This window comes from Mesorhizobium sp. WSM4313 (assembly GCF_002294725.1).
Lineage (GTDB): Bacteria > Pseudomonadota > Alphaproteobacteria > Rhizobiales > Rhizobiaceae > Mesorhizobium.
Genome location: NZ_NSFT01000004.1, coordinates 1 through 25,085, shown reverse-complemented (window position 1 = coordinate 25,085; position 25,085 = coordinate 1). Strand labels below are relative to the sequence as shown.

The window sequence follows — 25,085 nt, the reverse complement described above, 5'->3', positions numbered from 1 at the left end:
CGTGACCAGAGCGGTCTTGTCTGCTTTGACGGACTGATCCGTCACGTTCTCCACCTCGCAAATTCATAGGCCGGAAAATCCGGCCCATGAACGGGCGTTGCCGCCCGCGGCCAAGCAAGCCTTGCTGGCCTACTGCTGGCAGGGCGGCTCGCCAGGACGCCCGCAGGTCGGCTTCTTGTTTCCCTGCGGCGGCTGCTCCTTGGGCTGCTGCGGCAGGCGCCGTTCCTGTATCTGAGGCTGAGGCCGTAGCTGCTGCTGCAAGCGTCTTTCTTGCATCTGAGGCTCAGGCCTCAATTGCTGCAGGCGTCTCTCTTGTATCTGAGGCCTTGGCTGCGCCTGGAACTCTGGCCTTTGCGGCCTGAGCACCTGCACGTTCGGCCTTTCCTGCTTGAAGCTGCGCTGGACGTTGATGCCTGCGCCGGCGGAACCCTCTTCGCCGTTCGGCAGCCTGCGGAACTTCCTGTTTGCGTTGGCCGAACCCTGATTCTGGTCGGAGAACACACTCGGATTGTTTCTCCTGAGCCGCTCCTGCACGCTCGCCCGGTTGTCGGCCGGCGCGCCATTGACGGTCGGCAGCTTGCGGAACTTCTTACCGCTGTCGCCTCCGTTGACCGAGCCTTGATCGCTCGGGCTGAGGGCTGTCTGGCCTCCCGACAGATCCTTGCGTGTCAGCTTCCTCGGTCTGCCTTCGTTCTGGCCGGACAACGCATTCGGATTGTTCTTCCCGAACCTCTGCTGAGCGTTCTGCCCGTTCTCGGCTGGCGCGCCATTGACGGTCGGCAGCTTGCGAAGCTTCTTACCTCTATCGCCTCCGTTGACCGTGGCTTGATCGCTCGGGCCGACAGTTGTCTGGCCTGCCGACAGATCCTTGCGTGTCAGCTTCCTCGGTCTGCCTTCGTTCTGGCCGGACAACGCATTCGCATTGTTCTTCCCGAACCTCTGCTGGGCGTTCTGCCCGTTCTCGCCCGGCGCGCCATTGACGGTCGGCAGCTTGCGGAACTTGTTCTTCTTGCCCTGATCGTCGAGAACTCCGTTCTGCTGGTCGTTGCCCGTGACGGGGGGGCCGGCATTCCCGGTAGCCTGCTGGTTGCCGCTCACAGGGCCTTGCTTGCCCAGCACCCTCCTGTTGGGCGCGTTCTGGCCGTTGAGCACCGGCTTGCCGTTGACGAGCGGCAGCGCTCTGCCGTCAGCTCCCGGCAAGGCGTGATCAGTCGAGAGCTTGCCCATCGTCCTCGCCTGCGGCGTCACACCCGGCTGCTGGCCCTGCGTGACAGCCTGGCCCGGTTTCAGCGATTGCGGCGTCTCACCAGGCTGCTGGCCCTGAGTGGCAGCCTGGCCCGGCTTCAGCGGCTGGCCGCCCTGATTTTGCTTGAACAGCGCCGCCCTTTTCTGCAGCAACGGCGGCAACGCCACCTTGGCCGCCAGCGAGGCCGCGCCCGCACCAACCGCCATCTTCTGCCCGGTGGTGAGGCCGCTGGGTGCATTTGCGTTTGGCTGTCGGGCCTGATTGGCCGGCTCGTTGTTGATCGTCGTGTTGTTGTTGATGACGGTCGTGTTGTGAATGTTGTTGAAGATGATGTCGTTCGGCGGCGGCGCAATGTCACGCGGCGGCCTGACCCAAACCGGCACGGGGACGAAGACCGGCGTCGGCAGGACGTAAACATCGACCGGCGGCGGGGGCGGCGGCAGCACGACGAAATCGGGCGGCGGCGGCGGCAGGAATATCACGTCGATCGGCGGCGGCGGCTCGAAGTCGAAATCGGGATCGTCGAAATAGAGCACCGGCCTGTCGACATAGATGATTTCCTCCGGCGGCGGCGGCGGCACGTCGTAGACGATGACAGTGAAGCTCGTCGGTGGCTCGAGCTCGGCGTCGAAATGCTCCAGCCGGCGGCGCGCGTCCCAGGCATGCAGCCCGTGCGGATAACGCTCGAGATAGGACCAATAAGCCTCCGGCGTGTCCCGCAGCCATGTTTCGCGCCAGGTGATCGCCTCGCGTCGCGCCGCGATGATGGCCCGCACACGCTTGGCCATCGGATCGTGCGGATAGGCAACGAGGAACTCCTCGTAGCCGCGCATGGTATCGCGGTCGAGTGCCGCGACATAGGCGTCATGCGCATTGAAGTCGCGGATCGGCCTGGTCCGGTTGGCCCGTTCTTCGGCCTCCGAAACCTTCGGCGGCGGCGCGTCCGGAGCGCGTTCGAAGAACACGAAAGGCGCGCTGATCTTCGAAGCGTCCCACGGAATTTCGGCACCTTGCGTCACCTCGTTGACGCGTAGCCGCGTGCGGTCGAAAACATCGTCAAGCGCTATGCCGCCTTCCCGCATCATCTCGGCGAGCGCCTGAGCATAGGCGCCGTATGGGCCCTTGCCTTCCGGCGCAACCGTTCCGGGCGCCGCGTTGAACGCAATCAGCATGTTGGGGTCGGGGTCGACCAGCGCGAGACCGCCGGCCAGCGGCTGGCTCATTTTCGGAAGGCCATTGGGCCGAGCCGCGTCGAGGACGACGATATTGACCTTCGCCGGCAATCCCGCCAGGGACTTGGTGATATCGGAGAGCCGCATGGCCTGCAGCGGCACGTCGGCCGGATTGGCGATCTGGGCGTCGACCGGCAAGAAATAGTTCTCACCTTCGAACTGCACGCCGCGGCCGGCCAGGTATACGAAAACGGTCGCGTCCGGGCCGGCGGCGGAAACCTTTCCAAGGAAATCGCGCAGCGCGCCGCGCAACGATTCCTGGTCGACATCGCGCGCGCCGACCACATCGAACCCTGCTGCCTGCAGGGTCTGGGCGATCAGGCCGGCGTCATTCGCGGAGGTGACCAGCGCATCCGACGGATAGGCGGCGTTGCCGATGACGAATGCGAGACGTTTCTGCTGTTGGGCGAGCGCGCACGTCGTGGACGCGACGGCGAACGCGATGAGAATGACGACAAGGCCGATGACTTTCCGAAGCGAGCGCATTGCAATCCGCCATCCTTGTCCGCCATTTCGTCCAACGCGACAACGCCGGAGAGGCAGGAATGTTTCCCTAACCGCAGAATTAAGACCCTGCAAAAAGGCGGCTTTAGGGCGCAATTTCGTCGAAAGAACAGAGGCTTCACAGTTTTCACGCGAGCCTCCGGCCGCGAGCTACCGCCGCCGCTTCGGCTTCTCCAAAAGCGCGACCGCCTCGACATGCGGCGACCACAGGAACTGGTCGATCGGCGTGACGCTCTTCAGCGTGTAGCCGCCATCGATCAGGATGCGCAGATCGCGCGCGAGCGTCACCGGATTGCAGGACACCGCGGCGACCAGCGGCACGTCGGAGCGGGCGATCTGCTTCGACTGGTCCTCGGCGCCGGCGCGCGGCGGATCGAAGACCAGCCCGTCGAAGACGTTCAACTCCTTGAAGGTCAGCGGCCGGCGGAACAGGTCGCGGCGTTCGCTGGTCACCCGCTTCAGGCCGCTGGCAAAGCGGAAGGCGCGGTCGAGCGCGGCAAGCGCCGGCGCATCGCCCTCGACGGCATGGACCTCGGATTGCGCGCCGAGCCTGAGCGCGAAGCTGCCGCAGCCGGCAAACAGGTCCGCGATCTTCCTGGCGCGCGACAGATGCTGGCCGACGAGGCTTGCCATCACCTGCTCGGCGGCCTCTGTCGCCTGCAGGAAGGCGCCCGGCGGCACGGCGACCGCGACGGGCCCGAACTGCACCACCGGCTTCTTCGGCTCGACGATGATCTCGCCGTCGACGGAAAGCCTTGCCAGGCCTTCGGCCAAGACGAAATTGGACGCGATACGGCGCTGATGGTCGCCAAGCTTGCCGGCATCGTGCACAGCCACGTCGAGGCCTGAAGCGGTGACGGTCACCGTCATATGAAATGCCTTCGGGGTGGCGCAGACCAAGCCGGCCAGGGCGCGCAGTTTGTCAAGCGCCGAGACGATCGCGGGCAGCGAGATCGGGCATTCCTCGATCGGGATGATCTCGGAAGACAGCGCGCGCACGAAGCCCAGCAGCATGCCGGCGTCCGTGCGCCTGGCACTGAAGGTGACGCGGCGGCGGGTGTGCGGCGCGCAAGGCACCAGCGCAGCGATGTCGCAAGCGATGCCCTTGAGCTTCAGCGCCTGCACGACCCTCTCGCGCTTCCATTGCCGGTAGGCTCCAGCCTCGTAATGCTGCAGCGCGCAGCCGCCGCATTCGGTGAAATGGCGGCAGGCGGGATCGATCCTGAGCGGCGAGGCTTCCAATACCGACATCAGCGCGGCGCGGTCCTTCTGGCGCGCGGCCGTGACCGTCTCGCCCGGCAGCGTGAACGGGATGAAGACCTCCCCGCCTTCGGCATTGGCGATACCGTCGCCCTGCGAGCCCAGCCTTGCAATGGTGAAGCGTGTGCTCATCGCCCGTCCTTCATGGCGGCGAGCAGGAACTCGCGGTTGCCGTCGCCGCCTTCGATCGGCGACGGCTCGAGTCCCAGCACGCGCCAGCCGGGAACGCCGGCCAGCCAGTCGCGCAAATTTGCGGCAATCCGATCGGCATCGCCCGGATCCTTGAGCAGGCCGCCCTTGCCGATGGCCTCACGGCCCGCCTCGAATTGCGGCTTGACCAGCAGAACTGCCTTGGCGCCCTCGCCCGCCAATTCCAGCGCCGGCGGCAGCGCCAGCTTCAGCGAGATGAAGCTGACGTCGCAGACAAGGAAACCGGGAACGCGGCCGCCGAGATCGGCGGCCGTCAGATCGCGGGCGTTCAGTCCTTCGATCACCGTCACACGCGGGTCGCCGGCAATGTCGGGATGGATCTGGCCGTGACCGACATCGATCGCCGTGACATGGGCCGCGCGGCGCTCGAGCAGCACCTGGGTGAAGCCGCCCGTCGAGGCGCCGACATCGAGCGCTTCGCTGCCGGAAGGATCGAGGCCGAAACGGTCGAGGCCGGCGATCAGCTTCAGCGCCGCGCGCGATACATAGGCCCGCGCCGGATCGTCGATGGCGACCAGGCAGTCCGGCGCGACGGGCTGGCCGGGCTTGCGGGCGACGGCGCCGTCAACCGTCACCGTGCCGCGCTCGATCGCGTCGCGGGCGCGCGAACGGCTGGCAAACAGACCGCGCCCGACGAGCAATTCGTCGAGCCGCTGGCGCCGGCTGGCTGGCAAAGGGGAACTCATCGGCCTTCATTGGCGAAAGCCGGGCGCGAACGCAATGGTTGAATATGGCGCAAGAGGCTGCAGAATGCCGAGAGGAACAGGCGGTTCGTCAGCCGGTGGAGGTGGCAATGCTGAGGGGTACCTGTCATTGCGGCGCAGTTCATTGGACGCTGGAAGGCGATCCCGGTGGTATCACCGCATGCAATTGCACGCTTTGCCGCCGCTACGGAGCGCTCTGGGCCTATGACTATGTCGATGAGCGCATCCGCGTCGCCGGACCGCTGAAATCGTACACACGCGCCGAGGTGGCGGAGCCCGCGCTGGAAATCCTGTTCTGTCCGACCTGCGCCTGCGTGGTCGCCTGGCGTGGCCTGCGCTCCGGCGAAAGCGGCCGCACGCGCATCGCTGTCAATGTCAGGCTTGCGCCGCCCGAGGAGGTCGCCGACCTGCCGATCGACCATTTCGACGGCCTCGACACTTTTGACGACCTGCCGCGCGACGGCCGCTGCGTGCGCGATATGTGGTTCTAAAAAATGGTGCGCGAAACCTGGCGCTCGACGGCGGGCATCAGGCCGTCATTGCCGGAGGCTTGCTTGCGCGGCGGCTCAACCGGAGTGGGCGCGACGGGACCTGCATCCGGCAGCACGACGAGTTGAGGAACCTGCTTATAGGAGAAGCCGCCGCGAATATTGCCCATCTTGCCGGCAACGATATCCAGCACCGCCTTTTCGAGATTGCGGTCGTAACGTGTTTCGGCTGCCGCCGACGCCGTCACGGCCGCCAAAAGGGCTACTCCGCACAGAAGCGTTCTCATTTTTGGTTGTCTCCCTGCCTGGCCCGAGTTTCTAGCAGGGCGCCGTTGAAAATCGGCCAAGAGACAGGGTAAGCGAACCGCCAAACGGGAGCGTTAACAGATACCTACATCTGGCATCCGGCAAAACGATTCACCGCTTGAAGCTCTGATTCAGGCGCGCTGCGCCTGCACGCCGCGACCGAGCGCGGCGAAGACCGTGCGTACGATGCCTGCCGAATCCAGCCCGGCATCGGCATACATCTTCTCCGGCTTGGCATGGTCGGTGAACGCGTCCGGCAGCACCAGCGGGCGCACCTTGAGGCCGCTTTCGAGAAGGCCTTCATGGGCGAGGAAGTGCAGCACCTGGCTGGCGAAGCCGCCGATGGCGCCCTCTTCCACGGTCACCAGCACCTCATGCGAACGGGCGAGCCGCCGGATGAGATTCTCGTCCAGCGGCTTGGCGAAGCGGGCGTCGGCAACGGTGGTGGAAAGACCGGCAGCGCCAAGTTCCTCGGCCGCCAACAGGCAATCCTGCAGCCGCGTGCCGAAGGAAAGCAGCGCGACCTTGGTCCCTTCTTTGAGGATGCGGCCCCTGCCGATCTCGAGCAGCGAGCCGCGCTCCGGCATGTCGACGCCGACGCCGTTGCCGCGCGGATAGCGGAAGGCGATCGGACCGTCATCATAGGCAGCCGCGGTGCGCACCATGTGGCGAAGCTCGGCCTCATCGGCGGCGGCCATGACGACGAAGCCCGGCAGCGTGGTCAGGAAGGTCGTATCGAAAGCGCCGCAGTGGGTGGCGCCGTCGGCGCCGACGAAACCGGCGCGGTCGATGGGGAAGCGCACCGGCAGTTTCTGGATCGCAACGTCATGGACGACCTGGTCGTAGGCGCGTTGCAGGAAGGTAGAATAGATGGCGGCAAAAGGCTTGTAGCCTTCAGTAGCAAGGCCGGCGGCGAAGGTCACCGCATGCTGCTCGGCAATGCCGACATCGAAGGTTCGCTTCGGAAACACCTCGCCGAAGAGATCGAGACCGGTGCCGCTCGGCATGGCGGCGGTGATGGCGACGATGCGGTCGTCCTCGCGCGCTTCCTGGATCAGGCTTTCGGCGAAGACCTTGGTGTAGGCGGGCGCGTTGGCCGGCGCCTTGGCCTGCGCGCCGGTGATGACGTCGAACTTGTTGACGCCGTGATATTTGTCGGCCGCGGCTTCCGCCGGCGCGTAGCCCTTGCCCTTCTGGGTCACGACATGGATCAGCACCGGGCCTTTGCCATTGTCACGGACGTTCCTCAGCACCGGGATCAGATGTTCGAGATTGTGACCGTCGATGGGGCCGATATGGTAGAAGCCGAGCTCCTCGAACAAGGTGCCGCCGGTGACGTAACCACGCGCATGCTCGACCGCACGGGTGATGGCGCGGTCGGCGCGCTTGCCTAGATAGGATGTCAGCTTCTTGCCGAAATCGCGAAGGCCCAGATAGGCCTTGCCGGAGGCGAGCCTCGCCAGATAGGCGCTCATGGCGCCGGTCGGCGGCGCGATCGACATGTCGTTGTCGTTGAGGATGACAATCAGCCGGGCGTCGAGCGCGCCGGCATTGTTCAGCGCCTCGAAAGCCATGCCGGCCGACATCGAGCCGTCGCCGATGACGGAAATGACATTGTTGCGGCCGCCCGACAAGTCGCGGGCCATGGCCATGCCGAGACCGGCCGAAATTGAGGTCGAGGAATGCGCGGCGCCGAACGGGTCGTATTCGCTCTCGGCCCGCCGGGTGAAGCCGGAGAGGCCGCCTTCCTGGCGCAGCGTGCGGATGCGGTCGCGGCGGCCGGTCAGGATCTTATGCGGATAGGCCTGGTGGCCGACGTCCCAGATCAGCCGATCCTGCGGGGTGTTGAAGACATAATGCAGCGCGACGGTCAGTTCGACGACGCCGAGGCCGGCGCCGAGATGGCCGCCGGTCTGCGACACGGCGTCGATGAGCTCGGCGCGGAGTTCCGCGGCAAGCTGCGGCAGCGCGCTCTCATCAAGCGTCCGCAAATCCGCCGGAATGCGGACCTTGTCGAGCAGCGGCGTGTCTGGCTTCACTCGGGCGCGTCCTGCCTTATCGATCGAACACGGCGCTATCAGCAGATTGCGCCATAATCATGCGCGGCAATAGTCCGTCGGCGGACGAATGTAAATGTGCGTCAGTGACGCGTGCTACGCTGCAAGGTGTATTGAGATTCAGGTCAGGCCGCGCCGAAAATGATGGATTCCGAGAACCGGAGCGGAGCGCACTCAAAGTACGTGAGCACCGGAAGCGCAGGAAACCCGCATTTGCAGGCCGGCCTCACCTGAATATCAACACACCTTAGTTCTCGGGAAGCGGGATGAACTCTTCCTCATCGCCGGGAACGATATCGAAGCGGCCTGTCTTCCATTCCTGCTTGGCCTGCTCGATGCGTTCCTTGGAGGACGAGACGAAATTCCACCAGATGTAGCGCTTGGAGCCCAGCGAAGCGCCGCCGAACAGCATGAAATGCGCGCCGCGCTCGGAAGAGACCACGATCTCCTCGCCCGGCTTGAACACCAGGAGCCGCTCGGCCGGGAAAACATCGCCGGCAATCGAGACGTCGCCTTCCAGCGTGTAGATGGCGCGCTCCTCGGCATCGGCCGGAATCTTCACGCTGGCAGCGGCGGCCAGCCTGAGATCGGCGTAGAGCGTGTCGGAAGCGGTCGCCACGGGCGAGCGCAGGCCTGAGAACGCGCCAATGACGACGCGGCCGCTGACACCCTCGGCATCGATCTGCGGCAAGCGGGCCACCGACGTGTTCGCGAACACCGGGGCAATCTCCTCCTTGCCGTCGGGCAGCGCCAGCCAGGTCTGCAGGCCGGAGACCGACATCGGCGCGCCGCGCAATTCCTGTGGCGTGCGCTCTGAATGAACGATGCCGCGCCCCGCGGTCATCAAATTTACGTCGCCCGGCGCGATCACCATTTCGGTGCCGAGCGAATCGCGATGCCTAATCCTGCCGTCGAACAGATAGGTGACGGTGGAAAGCCCGATATGCGGATGCGGACGCACGTCGAGCGCATGGCCGGCGCGCAGGATCGCAGGGCCCATGCGGTCGAAGAAGATGAACGGCCCGACCAGCCGGCGCTTCGCCGTCGGCAGAGCGCGGCGCACCTCGAAGCCGCCAATGTCCTTGGCGTTCGGAACGACCATCAGCTCGATCTGGTCGCAGGCGAAAGCATCGCCGGGTTCGGGATCGTTTCCCGGAAAGAAGCTCATGTCGGATCCTCAGGCGAAACGCAGCGCCGACCTGGCCTTCGCCTTGGCAGCTTCTTCCTCGCGGTTGCGCGGTTCCTGGTTGGTTTCGAGCGAATCGATCAATTCGCGCGCGACAGCGGCGATCGCCTCGACGGCATGGTAGAAGGCATGCTCGTTGCGCTTGGACGGCTTGGTCGAGCCGCTAAGCTTGCGCACGAATTGCAGCGCTGCGTCATGCACTTCGTCATTGGTCGCCGGCGGCTCGAAATTGGCCAAGGTCTTGATGTTGCGGCACATGGCTTGAACTCCTTACCTGCTTTCTTTGCCCTTACCCGGTCCGAGATCATCCGCTGAGGTGTTGAGATTCAGGTCAGGCCGAGCCGAAAATGGTGGTTTCCGAGAATCGGAGCGGAGCGTACTGGAAGTACGTGAGCACCGGAAGCGCAGGAAGTTGCCATTTGCAGGCCGGCCTCACCTGAATATCAACACCTCAGTCGGCGTCCAGCGGTTCAGTTCCCACCGGTTTGCCGTCGCGCGACAGCCTGATCTTCTCGACCTTGTCCTCGGCCGCTTTCAGCAGCCGGTCGCAATGCGCCTTCAGCGCCTCGCCGCGCTCATAGATCTTGATCGACTGGTCGAGCGGGACGTCGCCGCGCTCAAGATCATCGACGATCTTCTCCAACGCGTCGAGCGCCTGTTCGAAGCTCATCGCCTTGACGTCCTCATTGCCTTCCAATGCCATACTCTATCCCTTCATCAGCCGCCCGACATGGGCGGCGACTGAAAATGCCAGTCCCTGCAGATCGTAGCCGCCTTCCAGCAGACTGACGAGCCTGTTGGAACTGTGGCGCCCGGCGCGCTCCATCAACTGGCCGGTCGCCCAATCGAAATCGTCCTCGGTCAGGTTGATCTCGGCCAGCGGATCGCGGTGGTGCGCGTCGAAGCCAGCGGAAATGATGATCAGGTCCGGCGCGAATGCATCGATGGACGGCAGCACGCGCGACAGGAATGCGTCGCGGAACAGGTCGCTGCCGGTCTGCGGCGCCAGCGGCGCGTTAACGATATTGCCGGCGCCGGTCTCGTTCTTCGCGCCGGTGCCCGGGTAAAGCGGCATCTGGTGCGTCGAGCAATAGAGCACCGATGGGTCGTCCCAGAAGATGTCCTGCGTGCCATTGCCGTGATGAACGTCCCAGTCGACGATGGCCACACGCTCGGCCTGGTGCTTGTTCTGGGCGTAGCGGGCGGCGATCGCCGCCGTGTTGAACAGGCAGAAGCCCATTGCCGTGGTCTTTTCGGCATGATGTCCAGGCGGACGGGCGGCGACGAAGACGTTTGCCGCACGGCCCTCGAAGACGTCGTCTACCGCCGCGTTGGCACCGCCGATCGCGGTGATCACGGCCTGCCAGCTTTTCGGGCTGGCGCTGGTGTCGGCGTCGATCGACACGATCCCGCTCTCAGGGATCGCCGCGCGCACGCGCTCGACGAAATGCTCGGGATGCGCATAGAGGATGGTTTTCTCGTCGCCTTCCGGCGCCTTGACGCGGTCGAGCGCCGCAAAAGCCTCGTCGTCCAGCACGCGCTCGATGGCGCGCAGGCGGTCGGGCCGCTCGGGATGGCCGGGCGGCGTGAGGTGTTCGAGGAAGATCGGGTGCGTATAGAGACGGGTGGCCATGGCGCCTAATCTAGGGACCTATGACCGCAATGACCATGTTTGGCGGCCGAATGGCTGGGGAAATCGCGTCTTGTCGTGTCGCTAACGCCATTGGCGCGGCCCAAGCTTCGCTGTAAGGTCGCGTCGCTGCCAGGTGCCCGCGACGCGGGAGAATCGGGAACACGGTTGAACTCCGTGGCGTGCCCAACACTGTAAGGGGGACCGCGCCGGCACACGCCACTGTCGAAGACGGGAAGGCGCCGGATGCGGGACGATCCCGAGCCAGAAGACCGGCCCGGCAGACATGGTTTTCCGCTTGGTCAGGCGGGGGACTGCTTGTCGCAAGGGGAAAAGCGATGACGGCAGCAGCGATCGCCGCGAGTGGCGACGACTTTGACCAATTGGCGCGCGACGCGGTCTACCGGGCGATGTTCACCAGGCGCGACGTGCGCAGCCATTTCGTCCCCGACGATCTCGACGACAATGTGCTGGCGCGGCTCATCACCGCCGCGCATCACGCCCCGTCGGTCGGCTATATGCAGCCGTGGAATTTCATCGTCATCCGCGATGCCGAGCGGCGCAGACAAGTGCGCGACCTGTTCCTCGCCGCGCGCGAGCAGGAGTTGCCGGCGATCGAGGCGGAACGGCAGGCGCTCTACCGCAAGCTGAAACTCGAGGGCATTTGCGAAAGCGCGCTCAACCTGTGCATCACCTGCGATCGGCAGCGCTCGAAGGACTCGCCTCTCGGGCGTTGGCACAATCCGGAGATGGATCTCTACAGCACCGTCTGCGCGGTGCAGAATTTCTGGCTGGCGGCGCGGGCCGAAGGCGTCGGCGTTGGCTGGGTGAGCATCATCGAAACCGAGGCATTGAAGCGGCTTCTCGCGATCCCGGAGCATGTCACGCCGATCGCCTATCTTTGCGTCGGCCGCGTCTCGGCCTTCGCGCCGAAGCCGGACCTCGAGGCGCATGGCTGGGGCAAGCGCCTGCCGCTGCCCGAACTGGTCATGAGCGAGACGTTTCGCGGCGCCGGCGAGGCGCCGCTTAAATCGGCAATCGCAAAGCTCGGCAGCGCATCAAAGCCATGATCAGGCGGCCCTCGGCGTATCCCAGCGCGAGCCGCCGCCGAAAGAGCCCAGCGCCTTGTCGCGCAGTTCCCTGAATTTGGACGAGGTCTCGGCGAGCCGGCGGTCCCATTCGGGATTAGGCGCCTGGCCTTCGATGGCTTCGAAATAGACCTGCATCAGCGAGGCGATGGCGAAGGGCTCGATGAAGGCTGCCTTGAAGGCCCAGGCAAAGACGATGGCCAGCACGAAGGCCCAGCCGGCAAGCTGGCCCGGCATGACCCACAGAATGGCGGCCGCAGGCGCCAGCATCAACAGGAAGATGACGAAGGAGACGCCCCACATGACCGCCGCCAGCCAGACGGCGTTCTTGACCATGTGCCTGCCGTTCTGCGCGTAGAGCACCACGCCTTGTCTTGCCGTCTCGAAAGGCGAGCTCGAATTGATGCGGATGTTGTAGCCGAGGATGATTTCGTCGACATAGGTCAGCGACAGGCGGATCACCGTGTTGATGAAGCTGACGATGCCGCTCAGGCCCGGAATGGGCAGGAAGGCGGCGATGCCGCCGATCAGGCCGGTGATGGCTCGGATGGCGCCCTTGACCAGCTGGTCGACGACGAAAAGGATGTTGGCCTCGGCAAAACGCTGGGTGACCACTTCCTTCGCGTAGGCGATCTGGCCCCGGCCGTCGGGGACATCTTGGCCGTCGATCAGATGCACCATGACGGCGATATGGCCCGCTTTCAACACATAGAGGATGTATTCGCGTATCCAGTAGACGGCGATCGAGACGACGCCGAAGCCGACCACGCCACCCCACAGTGCGAAGGACATCGGGCCGTCGGGATCGGTGGAGATGTGGCCGACGCCGTAGCCGACGCTGGCGCCCGTACCGGTCGCCATGATGTAGGCGACCGTGATGCCAAAATAGACGATCATGCGAAAGACGATGAACGGCCATGTCCGCGTCATGATCGACACGGATCTGGCGATGCTGAAGTCCCACATGGCCCCGACTCCCCTCACCTTCAGAGTTGGCGGTGGAGGATGCGCTCGCCCCGGCGATTGTCAATCGCGGCAGGGTTGCGCCGACCCGAAACCGGTGCATAAGCCGGTGGCTTGATTACCCGAGCGTGCCGTCAAGGCTTCTTTCGCAAGCCTTCGAGCAACTGCTTGAAGGCCGTGATCGCTTTTTTCGAGGTCGCCTCGGGGTCCGTCGAATTGGCGATGCGCTGCGCGGCCTGGCTGCTGGCGCCATTGATCAGCCGTGAGGTCGTCTCGGGATCAAGCTCCGGAACGACCTCGCCCTCTTCCTGCAGCCTGGTCAGATGGTTGGTCATCGAGGCGGTGCAGGCGCTGGCATTCGGCCACTGCGCCGGATCGCCGAGCACCGCCGGGCCGTCGCGGAACATGATGCGCTGGATTTCCGGCTCGAGCGCCATCTCGATATAGGTGGTGCATTCGTCGACGAAATGCTGCCAGCGGGTGGGCGCTTTCGAAGCAACCTCGTTCACCCGCACAGCCATTTCGCCGTCGATCTCCGCGATCACCGCCTGCAGCAGTCCCTTCTTGTCGCCGAAATGATGGTAGAGCGCGCCGCGCGTGAGGCCGGCCGACGCGGTGAAATCGTCCATCGAGGCCTCGGCATAGCCGATCGTGCCGAAAGCATGGCGAGCGGCCGCGATCAGCTTGGCGCGCGTCTCGGCGATCATCTCCTTGCGCGGTCTGTGCATGGTTCTGGCCCTACTCACATACGCCTCGTATGCCAATTGACATACGTGGCGTATGAACTATCTCACAGTCATACGCAGCGTATGTAATTTTACTATGCGCCGTTGTCGAGGAGCAGGATCATGCGAAACCCTTATTCGGACATCTTTCGGGCTCCCGGCACGAAAGGCTTTGCCGCGGCGGCTTTCATCGCGCGCTTGCCGATCGCCATGGCCCCGATCGGCATCGTGGCGATGCTGTCGCAGACACATGGCGAATACTGGCTGGCCGGCGCCGTCTCGGCGACCTATGCGCTGGTCAATGCTTTCCTGTCGCCGCAAGTGTCGCGGCTGGTGGACCGACGTGGCCAGACGGCGATCGCAGCACCCATGACGCTCGTCTCGGTGCTTTCCTTCGCGACATTGATCGTCGCGGCCAACCAGCACTGGCCTATCTGGACGTTGTTCAGCTCGGCGCTACTTGCCGCCGCCATGCCCAGCATCCCGGCGCTGGTCCGGTCGCGCTGGACCGAGATCTTCCGCGACCGGCCGGAGCTCAACACGGCGTTCGCCTTCGAATCGGCCGCCGACGAACTGGTCTATGTCGCCGGCGCCTCGCTGTCGGTGGGCTTGAGCGCCGCGCTGTTCCCGGAAGCCGGCATGGTGGTCAGCACATTGCTGCTTGCGCTCGGCTCGGCGGCATTCCTGCTGCAGCGCTCGTCCGAGCCGCCGGTCCGCCCGGCCGAACATGGCGCGGCCGGCTCGGCGATCCGCCTGCGGCCGGTGCAGATCATCACCTTCGCACTGATATTCGTCGGCGCGACCTTCGCCACGACGGAAGTGACGACGGTGGCGATCACCAAGGAGCTTGGCCAGCCTGAGGCGGCGAGCCTCGTCATCGGCGTCTATGCGCTGGGATCCTTCGTGCTCGGCATCATCGTCGGCGCGCTCAGCCTCAAGGCGCCGCTGCAGCGGCAATTGGCGGTCGCGGTCACCGTGATCGCGCTCACCACCTTGCCGCTGCTCTTTGTCGACACGGTGCCGACGCTAGCGCTGGCTGTGTTCGTCAGCGGCGTCGCGATCTCGCCGACCTTCATCACCGCCTTCGGCCTGATCGAGCGCCACGTGCCGCCGGCGATGCTCACCGAAGGCGTCACCTGGGTGACGACCGGCATCGGCATCGGCATGGCGCTGGGTTCCTTCGCCGCCGGCTGGATGGTCGACACTTTCGGTCCGCAGAACGGGTTTTGGGTTTCGGTCGCGGCCGGCGCCATCGCGCTGGCCACCGTGCTCGTCGGCCAATGCCGGCTGGCGATTGATGATTGCGATGTGGACAGCGGCGAAGCGGTGGTTCCGGCGGAGTGATCGAACGAAGCGTCCAGCACTCGTTTCGCCAGCGTTCGGAATTGGCCGAGACCCTCGCGACTTCGTCATCCACGGGCGGAGCGACGCGAAGCGGAGCGCAGACCCGAGGATCCATTCCGTGACCTTGATCATAGAGCGCAGCGGAGCAGAATTCTGAACCGTCGCGGCGCTTCGAGGTCACGGAATGGATCCTCGGGTCTGCGCGCGTCGCTTCGCTCCTTGCTCCGCCCGTGGATGACGACGTCGCGGAGGCTTCCGCCAATCGCCTGCGTCGCGGAGGCTCCATCAATCAGACTGCCGCTAGGACCTCTGGCGCGTCAGGTCCTTCGACGGACTACAGAATCTCGGTCTTGGCGATGTGAATGCCAAATCCCTCGAGGCCGACATAGTGGCGCTCGCGCGAGGCGATCAAGTTGATCGAGGAGATACCCAGGTCCTTGAGAATCTGGGCGCCGAGACCGATCTCTCGCCATTCGTTCTCGCGGCGGCGGGCTTCCTCATGGTCCTCGCGGTCGCCACTCGCGGGCCGCTTGCGCTCCTGATGGGCGACGCCGACCGAGCCTTCACGCAGATAGACGATGACGCCGCGCCTGCGCTCGCCCATGGCCTTCATGATGCCGTCGAGCCGATGGCTGGTGCCGAAGACGTCGGTGACGACATCTTCCGAGTGCAGCCGTACCGGCACCTCCTCGCCATCGCGGATGTCGCCGAAGACGACCGCGAGATGGTGCATGGAATCCCAAGGCAGCGTGTAGGTGAAGGCCTGCGCCTTGCCGCCGGGCGTGTCGATGTCGGAGCAGGCCACGCGTTCGACCAGCGTCTCCTTGCGCTGGCGATAGGCGATGAGGTCGGCGACCGAGACCTGCTTCAGCCCATGTTCCTCGGCGAAGGCCTGCACTTGCGGCCCGCGCTTGACCGTGCCGTCGTCATTGACCAGTTCGGAAATGACGCCGACCGGCGGCAGGCCGGCGAGCTTGCAGAGATCGACTGCGGCCTCCGTATGGCCGGAGCGCATCAAGACGCCGCCTTCGCGCGCGATCAGCGGGAAGATGTGGCCGGGACGCACGAAATCCGACGGGCCGACATTGCCATTGGCAAGGTTGCGCACGGTGAGCGTGCGGTCGTCGGCGGAAATGCCGGTCGTCGTGCCATGCTTGAAATCGACGCTGACGGTGAAGGCGGTGGTGTGGGCGGAATCATTGTCCGCCACCATCGGCGCGAGGTTCAGCCGCCTCGCGTCCTCGCGCAGCATCGGCGTGCAGACGATGCCGGAGGTGTTGCGGACGATGAAGGCCATCTTCTCCGGCGTGCAGTGGACGGCGGCAACGATCAGGTCTCCCTCGTTCTCGCGCCCGTCATCGTCCATGACGACGACGATCTCGCCGCGCTCGAAGGCACGGATCGCTTCGACGATCTTCTTCTGGTCGTAGGGCATTGGCGCTCGCTTCGCTCGCAGGGAGTAGGCAGTAGGCAGTAGGCAGTAGGCAGTAGGCAGTAGAAGAAAGAAAATGGCTGTGTCGGGCGGTCTACTGCCTAATCCCTACTGCCTACTCCCTTCCCTGTCTGTCCTCTGTGCCGCAAATAATGATCGGCAATCGCGCAGGCAACCATGGCCTCGCCGATCGGCACGGCGCGGATGCCGACGCACGGGTCGTGGCGGCCCTTGGTCATCACCTCGACATCCTTGCCATCCTTGTCGATCGACTGGCGCGGGGTCAGGATCGACGAGGTCGGCTTGACGGCGAAACGGGCCACAATCGCCTGTCCTGTCGAGATGCCGCCCAGTATGCCGCCGGCATTGTTGGACAGAAACACTGGCTTGCCGTCATTGCCCATGCGCATCTCATCGGCGTTCTGTTCGCCGGTGATGCGGGCCGCCTCGAAACCATTGCCGATCTCGACGCCCTTGACGGCGTTGATCGACATCAGGCCGGACGCGATGTCCTGGTCGAGCTTGGCGTAGATCGGCGCGCCGAGGCCGGCCGGCACGCCGTCGGCGACGATCTCGATCACCGCGCCGACCGAAGAGCCAGCCTTGCGGATGCCGTCGAGATAGGCGGTGAAGACCGGGACCGAGGCCGGATCCGGAGTGAAGAACGGGTTCTCGGCGTCGCCGACGAAATTCCAGTTCCAGTTGGCGCGGTCGATCGACTTTTCGCCCATCGAGACCAGCGCGCCGCGCACCACCATGCCGGGCACTATCCTGCGCGCCAGCGCACCCGCCGCGACCCGCGCTGCCGTCTCACGCGCCGAGGAGCGGCCGCCGCCGCGGTGATCGCGCAGGCCGTATTTGACGTCGTAGGTGTAGTCGGCATGGCCCGGCCGATACTGGCGGGCGATCTCGCCATAGTCCTTGGAGCGCTGGTCGACATTCTCGATCAGCATCGACACCGGCGTGCCGGTGGTGATCATCGTCTCGCCGTCCTCGTCTAGGATGAAGCCGGACAGGATCTTCACCTCGTCCGGCTCGCGGCGCTGGGTGACGAAGCGCGACTGGCCGGGGCGGCGGCGGTCGAGCTCGGCCTGGATGTCCTCGCGCTTGAAGCGGATGCCGGGCGGGCAGCCGTCGACAACGCAGCCGAGCGCGGCGCCATGGCTTTCACCCCAGGTGGTGACTCGAAAGAGGTGGCCGAATGTGTTGTGCGACATGAGGATACGCCCTGCCCCGGCGAGGGAACCCGGTTAAGGCTGCCTTCTATTGGCGTTTTCCACAGTGGTCAAACGCTGATCGGGTGTGCATCAAACTGTGATGTGGCGGATTTAGTTTTGACACATTCGGTTGGTTTCTGCTCTCTTCCCATCCGCCGTTGAGGACCCGCCGCTGACAAGCCGGCGCAATGACCTAAAGAGGACGACGATGCGTACCCTGATTGGCGCGGCCTGCGCCATGTTGCTGATTTCCACCGCCGCCGCGTTCGCCGGCCAGACCGAAGGCCTGATCAAGAAGGTCGACAAGGACACGCTGACGCTGACGCTCGACGACGGCAAGGCCTACAAGCTCAACGCCGAGACCGACATCGACTCGCTGAAGCCCGGCATGGACATCGTCATCGCCTATGACGTGACCAATGGCGAGAATGTCGTGACGGATATGCAGCTGCCCGACAGCGACCAGAATTAAATTAGGGTAGGCCGGCCTGCGAAGGCGGCTTCCGGTGCTTACGTACGGAAGTACGCTCCGCTCGGGCCTTCGCCGCCCGAAGCTCTCATGAGGGGTCTCCGCGCTACGAAGGCTACGGCCAGCGTAGGCCCGTTCTCGGAATCCAGCCTTCTCGACTCGGCCTGACCTGAATTGCCAGGGCGCGATTTGTTAAAGCCACTCCAAGCTCCGACCCTCCAGCCGCAGCAGACGGTCCTGGGGGATTTCGAGGCTGGCGGCTTCCTGTTTGGAAATGCCGGTGACGAAGCGGAAGAAGCAGCGCATGACGCCGCCATGAGTGACGCAGACAGTGGGCCGGTCGAGTGCATCGAACCATGGCTTCACCCGTTCCAGCAGCATCTCGTAGCTTTCCGCGCCCTCGCCCGGCGGCTGGAAATCCCACTTCGCTGCGCGGCGACTTTTGGTCGAACCCGGGACACGCTTTTCGAGTTCGGCAAAGGTGAAACCCTGCCAGTCGCCGAAGCTTAGCTCCACGAGGCGTGGATCGGTGCGGTAGGCGGAAGGATCGAGCCCCATCGCGGCGCGCATCAGCTCCATCGTCTCGCGCGTGCGCCGCATCGGGCTGGCGACAAAGTCGAAATCCGCAGGATTTCTGACGAGCTCCGCCAGTCGCTCCCCATTGCGCGTCGCCTGCTTGCGACCGAATGCATTGAGGTCGGTGTCGGCCTGGCCCTGCAGGCGGCGCTCGGCATTCCACTCAGTCTGGCCGTGGCGCGCGATGTAGACGAGCGGATACATCAGGTCTTCCAAGGTCGGGCCAGGGCCTGGGACGAAGGATGGGCGGAGGTAAGGATCAGTCCTTGACAGTCGAGATATCCGGCGCGTCGACCGCCTTCATGCCAACGACATGGTAGCCGGAATCGACATGATGGACCTCGCCGGTCACGCCGCGCGACAGGTCCGACAGGAAATAGACGCCGGAATCGCCGACCTCTTCCTGGGTGACCGTCTGCTTCAGCGGCGAATTGTACTCGTTCCACTTCAGGATATAGCGGAAATCACCGATGCCGGAGGCGGCCAGCGTCTTGATCGGACCGGCCGAGATCGCGTTGACGCGGATCTTCTTGGCGCCGAGATCGACCGCGAGGTAGCGCACGCTTGCTTCCAGCGCCGCCTTGGCGACGCCCATGACGTTGTAATGCGGCATCACCTTCTCGGCGCCGTAATAGGTCAGCGTCAAAAGCGAGCCGCCATCGGTCATCAGCGGCTCGGCGCGCTTGGCGATGGTGGTGAAGGAATAGACCGAAATGTCCATGGTCCGCAGGAAATTGTCGCGCGTCGTCTCGACATAACGGCCGGTGAGCTCGTCCTTGTCGGAAAAGGCGATGGCGTGGACGAGGAAGTCGAGCTTGCCCCAGTGCTTCGCGATGTCGGCGAAGACCGCGTCGAGGCTTTCCGGGTCGGTGACGTCGCAATGGCCTGCGACATGCGCGTTGAGTTCGGCCGCGAGCGGCTCGACGCGCTTCCTGAAGGCCTCGCCCTGATAGGTCAGCGCGATTTCGGCGCCGTGATCGACGCAAGCCTTGGCGATGCCGAAAGCGATCGACCGATTGTTGGCGACGCCCAGGATCAGGCCCCGCTTACCGGCCATCAGGCCCTGTCCACCCGCCATGTGCAAGCTCTCCGCAAGAATATCTGCTTTGTGGAGAGCCTATCGCACAGGCACAAAGCCCCTTCAAGCGCTCAAAAGACACTGCAACAGGAACAAAATTCCCTCAATCAGCCTTTTCTGCGGCGCATCAGGGCCTCGAGTTCGGCATCGCCGCCTTCCGGCAGCATCAGCCGCACATGGGCATAGAGATCGCCATGGCCGCCTGCCTTTTCCGGCAGGCCCCTGCCCTTGAGGCGCAGCACCTTGTCCGAGCTCGACCATGCGGGCACGTTGACCGCGAGCTTGCCGGTCGGCGTCTCGACCGCCACTTTGGCGCCGAGCACCGCATCGGCCAGATCGACGGGAAGATCGACATGCAGGTCGCGGCCTTCGATGCGATAGCGCGAATGGCGGCGGATGTGGATCTTGACCAGCGCGTCGCCAGGCTGGCCCGGACCCTGCTCGCCCTGGCCCTTCAAGCGGATCGTCTGGCCATCCTCGACATAGGCCGGCAGCTTGACCGCCACCTTGCGGCCGTCGGGGAACATCGCCGTCACCTTATCGGCGGTGGCTGCCTCCTCGACACTGATATCCATGGTGACGTTGAGGTCCGCGGCCTGGACCGGCTGACGGCGGTCGGCCCGGCCGGCGCCGCGGGCACCGGAGAAGGCATCGCCAAAAATCTGGCTGAAGATGTCGCTGTTGCCGTCGAACGGATCGCCGCCCGGGCGCCCGCTGCGAAATTCGAAATGGGCGCCGCCGGGGCCCTGCTGACGGCGGAATCCGGCGAACGGATCGCCGCCGGCCGCACCTTCAAAGCCCTGGAATTTAGGCTTGCCGTCGGCGTCGATCTCGCCGCGATCGTAGGCAGCGCGCGTCTTCTCATCGCCGACGATCTCGTAAGCCTGGTTGGCGGCGGCAAAACGGTCCTTCGCCTTCGGATCATTCGGATTCTGGTCCGGATGATACTTCTTGGCGAGCTTGCGGTAAGCCGATTTTATGTCCTTGGCCGATGCGTTCTTGGCAACGCCCAGCACCTCATAGGGGTCGCGCATGCTTCCTGCCTGCATGAGAGAATGGATTTATGAGTCGCCTCCTATATGCGCTCGCATAGGAAGAAATTCCAGTGGCGCAAGGGCAATTGGCGCCCGAAAATCAGAGTGCCGGATAATCAGAGCGCCTTGAATTCCTGCATGCGCCAGCCGCCGGCCTCGGCTAGGCACAGCTCGCCCTTGTAGAGGGCGACGCCGTCGAAGCTCTCGCGCGTGGCGCTGAAGCGGCGGCAGGTCAGGCCGCCATCCTTCAGTTCCACCAGTTCTGTGATCGCGCCGCGGGACCCGGTCCCAGCATTGGCCCATGGCACCGCTTGGCCGCCGAGCTCCTTCACGTCGGCGGAAGAAACGGCATTGCCGATGGTGGTCTGGTCGGAGTCCTTATCAGCCGCCGGGGCAGCCGGCGACGACGGCGCGCTGGAGGTGATGATCGAGCGGTCGACGTCGGCCTTTTCGAGGCTGAAGCCGCCGGCACCGCAGCCGGCAAGCGGTAGCGCCAACATCACGACCACAGCCTTGACGCTGGCAGAAGCGATAACGCCCCATTGCCTGCTGTCAAAAGCTTGCGCGATACGCGACAATCGGCCAACTCCTCCCGCAACGGTAAAAATTCGGAAAACTATGAACGAAACTGAGTTAACAAGCAGTGACTTCACCGAGGCCGCGGAGCCGTTCAGGCTCTTTGCCGCATGGCTGGAGGACGCCACCAAAAGCGAGCCCAACGATCCCAACGGCGTGGCGCTGGCAACCGTCGACGCCGACGGCATGCCGGATGTGAGAATGGTGCTGCTCAAGGGGTTCGACGAAAAGGGATTTGTCTTCTACACGAATTTCGAGAGCGCCAAGGGCCGCGAGATTCTTGGCAGCATGAAGGCGGCGATGTGCTTCCACTGGAAATCGCTGCGCCGCCAGGTGCGTATACGCGGGCCGGTGGAGATCGTCAGCGACGCCGAGGCCGACGCCTATTACGCGACACGCCCGCGCGGCAGCCGCATCGGCGCCTGGGCCTCGAAACAGTCGCGGCCGCTGGAAAGCCGGTTCGCGCTGGAAAAGGCGGTGGCCGAATACACGGCGCGCTACGCCATCGGCGAGATTCCGCGGCCGAAACATTGGTCGGGTTTCCGCATCCTGCCGCAAACGATCGAGTTCTGGCAGGACAGGCCGTTCCGCCTGCACGACCGCATCCTTTTCTCCCGCAACGCCGCCGGCTGGGACAAGACGCGGCTTTATCCTTGAACGGTGCCGCAGGCGAAGGGCTCAGCCCTTCTTGCGCGTCATGAAGGCGGTGAGCGCCCCGCGCGCCTCATCCGACTTGAGCCGCTCGCGGAAATGCTCGCTTTCGACCTCGATGCGGGCGATCAATTCCTCGCGCGGCGCGCGCATCAGGTCGCGCGCGATCTTCAGCGCCTCTGGCGGCTTGGCCGCGATGTCGGCGGCGGCCGCCAACACGGCGCTTTCCAGGGAGTCTTCCGCGACGACATCGTAGATCATACCCGCGGCCTTGGCGCGCTCGGCCGAAAAGCCTTCGCCCAGGCCGAGCAACGCGAAGGCGCCCTGCCGGCCAAGCAGCCGCGGCGCGATCAGACTGGAGCCGGCTTCAGGCACCAGGCCGAGATCGACGAAGGGCGTGCGGAACAGCGTGCGCGGCGTGGCGAAGGTCAGGTCGCAATGCAGGTTGAGCGTGGTGGCGATGCCGACGGCGATGCCGTCGACCCCCGACACCATCGGCTTTTCGGCCTTGGCCAGCGCCATCAGGAAATCCCAGACCTCGTTGCCGCCCTCGCCGCCGGTGGCGATGACCAGGAAATCGGCTAGGTCATTGCCGGCGGAAAAGGCGCCCGGAACGCCGAGGAAGACATGGACGCGGACCGCCGGATCGGCGTCGCCTTCGGCGAGCGCCGCCGACATCTTCGCATACATGGCGCGCGTCAGCGCGTTCTTCTTGTCCGGGCGGTTGATGCGGATGATCTGCACGGCGCCCTGGCGCTCGACGAGGATGTGGTCTGTCACGATCTTTTTCCTTGTGAACGTCAAGCGGAAATCAGTTGCTTGCCGGCGGCGGCGAGGCTCTCGGCGCCGTCGACGACACGCTCCTTGAGCGCGCGCGTCTCACCGAGCAGGTTTTCTGCAAAGAAGCGGCAAAGCGCGACGCGGCTGCGGTCGGCCAGCCCGCCTTGCGCCAGATAGGCGCCGCCGGCAGCGAGCGAGATCAGGCGCAGATAGGGCGTGGCGCCGGCCATCGCGGCGTCGGTCTTGCCGTCGGCCATGAGCTTCTGCAGGAACCGCGTCGCCTCGTCGAGATCGGCCAGCGCATGGTCGAGATTGTCGGCGGTGCGGCCGAAACCGTCAATGTTGGAGGTGCGCACCGCATCGGCCACAGCTTTCAATTCGCCGATATAGGAATGCACATGCTCGCCACCGCCGAGCGGCAGCTTTCGCGCCACAAGATCGATCGCCTGGATGCCGTTGGTGCCTTCATAGATCGGCGCGATGCGCGCGTCGCGATAGAGCGCTGCGGCACCTGTCTCCTCAATGAAGCCCATGCCGCCATGCACCTGGACGCCGATCGAGGCGACCTCGACGCCGACATCGGTCGAGAAGGCTTTAGCGAGCGGCGTCAGCAGGTTGGCGCGGTCGCGCCAATTGGCGGCGGCCTCGCCCTGGCCGACGCGCGCGCGGTCGATGGCATGGGCGCAGGAATAGGCGATCGAGCGGGCGATCTGGGTCAGCGCCTTCATGGTCAAGAGATTGCGCTGCACGTCCGGGTGATGGACGATCGGCGCCATGCCGGAGCCCGAATAGGCGGGAGCCTTGCCTTGGCGGCGCTCATTGGCATAGGCGATCGCCTTCTGCGTGGCGGCCTCAGCCACGGCCACGCCCTGCATGCCGACGGCAAGGCGGGCGTTGTTCATCATGGTGAACATGCAGGCCAGACCCTTGTTCTCCTCGCCGATCAGCCACCCGATGGCGCCGGGTGCGGAGCCTCGAAAACCGTCGCCGTAGATCATGGTGCAGGTCGGCGAGGCATGGATGCCGAGCTTGTGCTCGAGGCCCGAACAGAAGACGTCGTTGCGGGCGCCGAGCGAACCGTCGTCATTGACGAAAAACTTCGGCACCAAAAACAGCGAGATGCCGCGCGTGCCGGCCGGCGCGTCGGGCAGCCTGGCCAGCACCAGATGCACGATGTTGTCGGTGAAATCATGCTCGCCATAGGTGATGAAGATTTTCTGGCCGAAGATGCGGTAGGTGCCGTCGCCGACGGGCTCGGCGCGGCTGCGCAAGGCCGCGAGGTCGGAGCCCGCCTGCGGCTCGGTCAGGTTCATCGTCCCCATCCACTCGCCGGAGACGAGTTTTGCCAGGTATTTGGCCTTGAGGTCCTCCGAGGCGTGTGTGTCGAGCGCCTCGACCGCGCCCATGGTCAGCGTTGGGCCGATGCCAAAGGCCATGGCGGCGGAGTTCCACATTTCGAGCGCGGCGACGCCGAGCATGGTCGGCAGGCCCTGTCCGCCGAATTCTTCCGGACCCGACAGCGCGTTCCAACCGCCTTCGATCCAGCGCCGGTAGAGCTCCTTCCAGCCGGGCGGCGTGGTGACGGCGGCGTTCTTCAGCACAGCGCCTTGCTCGTCGCCGATCTTGTAGAGCGGAGCAACCTCCTCGCTGGCGAAACGGCCCGCCTCGGTCAGGATCGCATCGACAAGGTCCTCGCCGAGATCGCCGAAAATGCCGGCGTCGAGCGCCGGCTTCAGTCCCGCTACCTGCTTCAGCGTGAAGGCGATGTCCTCGATCGGCGCGCGATACATGTCTGCTCCTCCCATTCCGGCCGAGCGTAGGCGCATGGCCCAAGCGAAGCCATCCACCTTTGGGCCGGCCTCGCGCCTTCTTTTTACGTAAACGTCAACTTTTGTCACGCGGATTTTGCTTGGACTTCGTCATCCACGGGCGGAGCGGGAGCACCGCGAACGCGTAGAGCCGAGGATGGGCCTGACAACCGGAAAACCGCGTCCCACTTTTCCTGGATACCAGCCGAATGTAATTCGGCGTAGAATTTTGAATGGTAATTGCAAGCTTGAGATTGGCCGTGGCCTTCGCGATTTCGTCATTCTATGGCGGAGCAAGGAGCGAAGCGACGCGCGCAGACCATAGAAATCCTGTGTGTTGGTTCTGGTGTATGGTTGAAGTGGGAAGGAGACCGAATGAATCCTGGTCGTCCTTTCGGACAGGCCGTGGCATGGCTCGGTCCCTTCCCACCGGTGAACCATCAACCTGAACAGTTGCACGGGGCTGTTCCAAGCAGACCCCGCACCACAGGAAGAGGCGTGGACATGATAATGCAGAACTA

General features: G+C 64.6%; 24 protein-coding genes and 1 riboswitch. Of the genes, 5 read left to right on the top strand and 19 right to left on the bottom strand.

Annotated elements, in window-relative coordinates; translation table 11 throughout:
- Positions 1 to 129 precede the first annotated feature (129 nt).
- The 3 genes from CK219_RS10735 to CK219_RS10725 all read right to left on the bottom strand — a co-directional run bounded on the left by CK219_RS10735 (position 130) and on the right by CK219_RS10725 (position 5,138).
- Entirely contained in the window at positions 130 to 2,964 is a 2,835-nt protein-coding gene (locus tag CK219_RS10735) for a caspase domain-containing protein (protein WP_095766759.1), read from the bottom strand.
- Positions 2,965 to 3,132: 168 nt separating this feature from the next.
- Positions 3,133 to 4,374 carry a class I SAM-dependent RNA methyltransferase gene (locus CK219_RS10730; RefSeq protein ID WP_095766758.1) on the bottom strand — a complete coding sequence of 414 codons (1,242 nt, stop codon included), beginning with the start codon at positions 4,372 to 4,374 and terminating at the stop codon, positions 3,133 to 3,135.
- Positions 4,371 to 5,138, bottom strand: a complete 768-nt coding sequence (locus tag CK219_RS10725) for a TlyA family RNA methyltransferase (protein ID WP_095766757.1) — start codon at positions 5,136 to 5,138, stop codon at positions 4,371 to 4,373. The genes CK219_RS10730 and CK219_RS10725 overlap by 4 nt, the downstream gene beginning before the upstream one ends.
- 107 nt (positions 5,139 to 5,245) lie before the next feature.
- Between CK219_RS10725 and CK219_RS10720 the strand changes: the two genes are divergently transcribed.
- Positions 5,246 to 5,647, top strand: a complete 402-nt coding sequence (locus tag CK219_RS10720; RefSeq protein WP_095767151.1) for a GFA family protein — start codon at positions 5,246 to 5,248, stop codon at positions 5,645 to 5,647.
- Here CK219_RS10720 and CK219_RS10715 read toward each other — a convergent pair.
- The 6 genes from CK219_RS10715 to CK219_RS10690 form a co-directional block, all read right to left on the bottom strand.
- Entirely contained in the window at positions 5,644 to 5,892 is a 249-nt protein-coding gene (locus tag CK219_RS10715) for a hypothetical protein (RefSeq protein WP_245340468.1), read from the bottom strand. The genes CK219_RS10720 and CK219_RS10715 overlap by 4 nt on opposite strands.
- Positions 5,893 to 6,081: 189 nt before the next feature.
- Entirely contained in the window at positions 6,082 to 7,989 is a 1,908-nt protein-coding gene (dxs, locus tag CK219_RS10710) for a 1-deoxy-D-xylulose-5-phosphate synthase (RefSeq protein WP_095766755.1), read from the bottom strand.
- Between the two features lie 265 nt (positions 7,990 to 8,254).
- Entirely contained in the window at positions 8,255 to 9,175 is a 921-nt protein-coding gene (locus tag CK219_RS10705; RefSeq protein WP_095766754.1) for a pirin family protein, read from the bottom strand.
- Between the two features lie 9 nt (positions 9,176 to 9,184).
- The gene (locus CK219_RS10700; RefSeq protein WP_095766753.1) at positions 9,185 to 9,451 is read right to left on the bottom strand and encodes a DUF2277 domain-containing protein; all 267 of its coding nucleotides are present in this window, start codon (positions 9,449 to 9,451) and stop codon (positions 9,185 to 9,187) included.
- A gap of 193 nt (positions 9,452 to 9,644) precedes the next feature.
- Positions 9,645 to 9,896, bottom strand: a complete 252-nt coding sequence (locus CK219_RS10695) for an exodeoxyribonuclease VII small subunit (protein WP_095766752.1) — start codon at positions 9,894 to 9,896, stop codon at positions 9,645 to 9,647.
- Positions 9,897 to 9,899: 3 nt separating this feature from the next.
- The gene (locus tag CK219_RS10690; RefSeq protein WP_095766751.1) at positions 9,900 to 10,826 is read right to left on the bottom strand and encodes a histone deacetylase family protein; all 927 of its coding nucleotides are present in this window, start codon (positions 10,824 to 10,826) and stop codon (positions 9,900 to 9,902) included.
- 114 nt (positions 10,827 to 10,940) lie between these two features.
- Positions 10,941 to 11,119: riboswitch (cobalamin riboswitch) on the top strand.
- Between the two features lie 42 nt (positions 11,120 to 11,161).
- Between CK219_RS10690 and bluB the strand changes: the two genes are divergently transcribed.
- Entirely contained in the window at positions 11,162 to 11,893 is a 732-nt protein-coding gene (gene bluB / locus CK219_RS10685) for a 5,6-dimethylbenzimidazole synthase (protein WP_095766750.1), read from the top strand.
- Here bluB and CK219_RS10680 read toward each other — a convergent pair whose 3' ends face one another.
- A complete protein-coding gene (locus tag CK219_RS10680; protein ID WP_095766749.1) occupies positions 11,894 to 12,877 on the bottom strand; it encodes a hypothetical protein in 984 nt (327 codons plus the stop codon).
- 131 nt (positions 12,878 to 13,008) lie between these two features.
- A complete protein-coding gene (locus CK219_RS10675) occupies positions 13,009 to 13,602 on the bottom strand; it encodes a TetR/AcrR family transcriptional regulator (protein ID WP_095766748.1) in 594 nt (197 codons plus the stop codon).
- Positions 13,603 to 13,722: 120 nt separating this feature from the next.
- Here CK219_RS10675 and CK219_RS10670 point away from each other — a divergent pair, with 120 nt between their 5' ends.
- Positions 13,723 to 14,943: an MFS transporter gene (locus CK219_RS10670; RefSeq protein WP_095766747.1), complete on the top strand. Its 1,221-nt coding sequence runs from the start codon at positions 13,723 to 13,725 to the stop codon at positions 14,941 to 14,943.
- 334 nt (positions 14,944 to 15,277) lie between these two features.
- Here the strand turns inward: CK219_RS10670 and ribB are convergent, their stop codons facing one another.
- Positions 15,278 to 16,378 carry a 3,4-dihydroxy-2-butanone-4-phosphate synthase gene (ribB, locus tag CK219_RS10665; protein WP_095766746.1) on the bottom strand — a complete coding sequence of 367 codons (1,101 nt, stop codon included), beginning with the start codon at positions 16,376 to 16,378 and terminating at the stop codon, positions 15,278 to 15,280.
- 98 nt (positions 16,379 to 16,476) lie between these two features.
- Positions 16,477 to 17,592: a chorismate synthase gene (aroC, locus tag CK219_RS10660; protein WP_095766745.1), complete on the bottom strand. Its 1,116-nt coding sequence runs from the start codon at positions 17,590 to 17,592 to the stop codon at positions 16,477 to 16,479.
- Between the two features lie 208 nt (positions 17,593 to 17,800).
- Here aroC and CK219_RS10655 point away from each other — a divergent pair, with 208 nt between their 5' ends.
- Positions 17,801 to 18,064, top strand: coding sequence for a DUF1344 domain-containing protein (locus CK219_RS10655; protein WP_041002438.1), 264 nt, complete (start codon positions 17,801 to 17,803; stop codon positions 18,062 to 18,064).
- Positions 18,065 to 18,253: 189 nt separating this feature from the next.
- On the opposite strand, the gene CK219_RS10650 is transcribed toward CK219_RS10655, so the two are convergent.
- The 4 genes from CK219_RS10650 to CK219_RS10635 all read right to left on the bottom strand — a co-directional run bounded on the left by CK219_RS10650 (position 18,254) and on the right by CK219_RS10635 (position 21,327).
- Positions 18,254 to 18,841, bottom strand: a complete 588-nt coding sequence (locus CK219_RS10650) for a histidine phosphatase family protein (RefSeq protein WP_095766744.1) — start codon at positions 18,839 to 18,841, stop codon at positions 18,254 to 18,256.
- 55 nt (positions 18,842 to 18,896) lie between these two features.
- Positions 18,897 to 19,715 carry an enoyl-ACP reductase FabI gene (gene fabI, locus CK219_RS10645; protein ID WP_095766743.1) on the bottom strand — a complete coding sequence of 273 codons (819 nt, stop codon included), beginning with the start codon at positions 19,713 to 19,715 and terminating at the stop codon, positions 18,897 to 18,899.
- 107 nt (positions 19,716 to 19,822) lie between these two features.
- Positions 19,823 to 20,749: a J domain-containing protein gene (locus CK219_RS10640; protein ID WP_095767150.1), complete on the bottom strand. Its 927-nt coding sequence runs from the start codon at positions 20,747 to 20,749 to the stop codon at positions 19,823 to 19,825.
- Between the two features lie 116 nt (positions 20,750 to 20,865).
- Positions 20,866 to 21,327, bottom strand: a complete 462-nt coding sequence (locus CK219_RS10635; RefSeq protein WP_095766742.1) for an RT0821/Lpp0805 family surface protein — start codon at positions 21,325 to 21,327, stop codon at positions 20,866 to 20,868.
- A gap of 28 nt (positions 21,328 to 21,355) precedes the next feature.
- Between CK219_RS10635 and pdxH the strand changes: the two genes are divergently transcribed.
- On the top strand, positions 21,356 to 21,982 hold the full coding sequence (gene pdxH / locus CK219_RS10630) for a pyridoxamine 5'-phosphate oxidase (protein WP_224637804.1): 627 nt from the start codon (positions 21,356 to 21,358) through the stop codon (positions 21,980 to 21,982).
- A gap of 21 nt (positions 21,983 to 22,003) precedes the next feature.
- Here the strand turns inward: pdxH and CK219_RS10625 are convergent, their stop codons facing one another.
- Complete coding sequence (locus CK219_RS10625) at positions 22,004 to 22,756, bottom strand: crotonase/enoyl-CoA hydratase family protein (RefSeq protein ID WP_095767149.1); 753 nt, start codon at positions 22,754 to 22,756, stop codon at positions 22,004 to 22,006.
- Positions 22,757 to 22,776: 20 nt separating this feature from the next.
- Positions 22,777 to 24,546 carry an acyl-CoA dehydrogenase family protein gene (locus CK219_RS10620; protein WP_095766740.1) on the bottom strand — a complete coding sequence of 590 codons (1,770 nt, stop codon included), beginning with the start codon at positions 24,544 to 24,546 and terminating at the stop codon, positions 22,777 to 22,779.
- Between the last annotated feature and the right edge of the window lie 539 nt (positions 24,547 to 25,085).

What these genes read in the sequence shown, in the direction of transcription:
- CK219_RS10735 (WP_095766759.1), bottom strand. Translation starts at nt 2,964, where the DNA reads ATGCGCTCGCTTCGGAAAGTCATCGGCCTTGTCGTCATTCTCATCGCG.
- CK219_RS10730 (WP_095766758.1), bottom strand. Translation starts at nt 4,374, where the DNA reads ATGAGCACACGCTTCACCATTGCAAGGCTGGGCTCGCAGGGCGACGGT.
- CK219_RS10725 (WP_095766757.1), bottom strand. Translation starts at nt 5,138, where the DNA reads ATGAGTTCCCCTTTGCCAGCCAGCCGGCGCCAGCGGCTCGACGAATTG.
- CK219_RS10720 (WP_095767151.1), top strand. Translation starts at nt 5,246, where the DNA reads ATGCTGAGGGGTACCTGTCATTGCGGCGCAGTTCATTGGACGCTGGAA.
- CK219_RS10705 (WP_095766754.1), bottom strand. Translation starts at nt 9,175, where the DNA reads ATGAGCTTCTTTCCGGGAAACGATCCCGAACCCGGCGATGCTTTCGCC.
- CK219_RS10700 (WP_095766753.1), bottom strand. Translation starts at nt 9,451, where the DNA reads ATGTGCCGCAACATCAAGACCTTGGCCAATTTCGAGCCGCCGGCGACC.
- CK219_RS10695 (WP_095766752.1), bottom strand. Translation starts at nt 9,896, where the DNA reads ATGGCATTGGAAGGCAATGAGGACGTCAAGGCGATGAGCTTCGAACAG.
- CK219_RS10690 (WP_095766751.1), bottom strand. Translation starts at nt 10,826, where the DNA reads ATGGCCACCCGTCTCTATACGCACCCGATCTTCCTCGAACACCTCACG.
- bluB (WP_095766750.1), top strand. Translation starts at nt 11,162, where the DNA reads ATGACGGCAGCAGCGATCGCCGCGAGTGGCGACGACTTTGACCAATTG.
- CK219_RS10680 (WP_095766749.1), bottom strand. Translation starts at nt 12,877, where the DNA reads ATGTGGGACTTCAGCATCGCCAGATCCGTGTCGATCATGACGCGGACA.
- CK219_RS10675 (WP_095766748.1), bottom strand. Translation starts at nt 13,602, where the DNA reads ATGCACAGACCGCGCAAGGAGATGATCGCCGAGACGCGCGCCAAGCTG.
- CK219_RS10670 (WP_095766747.1), top strand. Translation starts at nt 13,723, where the DNA reads ATGCGAAACCCTTATTCGGACATCTTTCGGGCTCCCGGCACGAAAGGC.
- ribB (WP_095766746.1), bottom strand. Translation starts at nt 16,378, where the DNA reads ATGCCCTACGACCAGAAGAAGATCGTCGAAGCGATCCGTGCCTTCGAG.
- aroC (WP_095766745.1), bottom strand. Translation starts at nt 17,592, where the DNA reads ATGTCGCACAACACATTCGGCCACCTCTTTCGAGTCACCACCTGGGGT.
- CK219_RS10655 (WP_041002438.1), top strand. Translation starts at nt 17,801, where the DNA reads ATGCGTACCCTGATTGGCGCGGCCTGCGCCATGTTGCTGATTTCCACC.
- CK219_RS10650 (WP_095766744.1), bottom strand. Translation starts at nt 18,841, where the DNA reads ATGTATCCGCTCGTCTACATCGCGCGCCACGGCCAGACTGAGTGGAAT.
- fabI (WP_095766743.1), bottom strand. Translation starts at nt 19,715, where the DNA reads ATGGCGGGTGGACAGGGCCTGATGGCCGGTAAGCGGGGCCTGATCCTG.
- CK219_RS10640 (WP_095767150.1), bottom strand. Translation starts at nt 20,749, where the DNA reads ATGCGCGACCCCTATGAGGTGCTGGGCGTTGCCAAGAACGCATCGGCC.
- CK219_RS10620 (WP_095766740.1), bottom strand. Translation starts at nt 24,546, where the DNA reads ATGTATCGCGCGCCGATCGAGGACATCGCCTTCACGCTGAAGCAGGTA.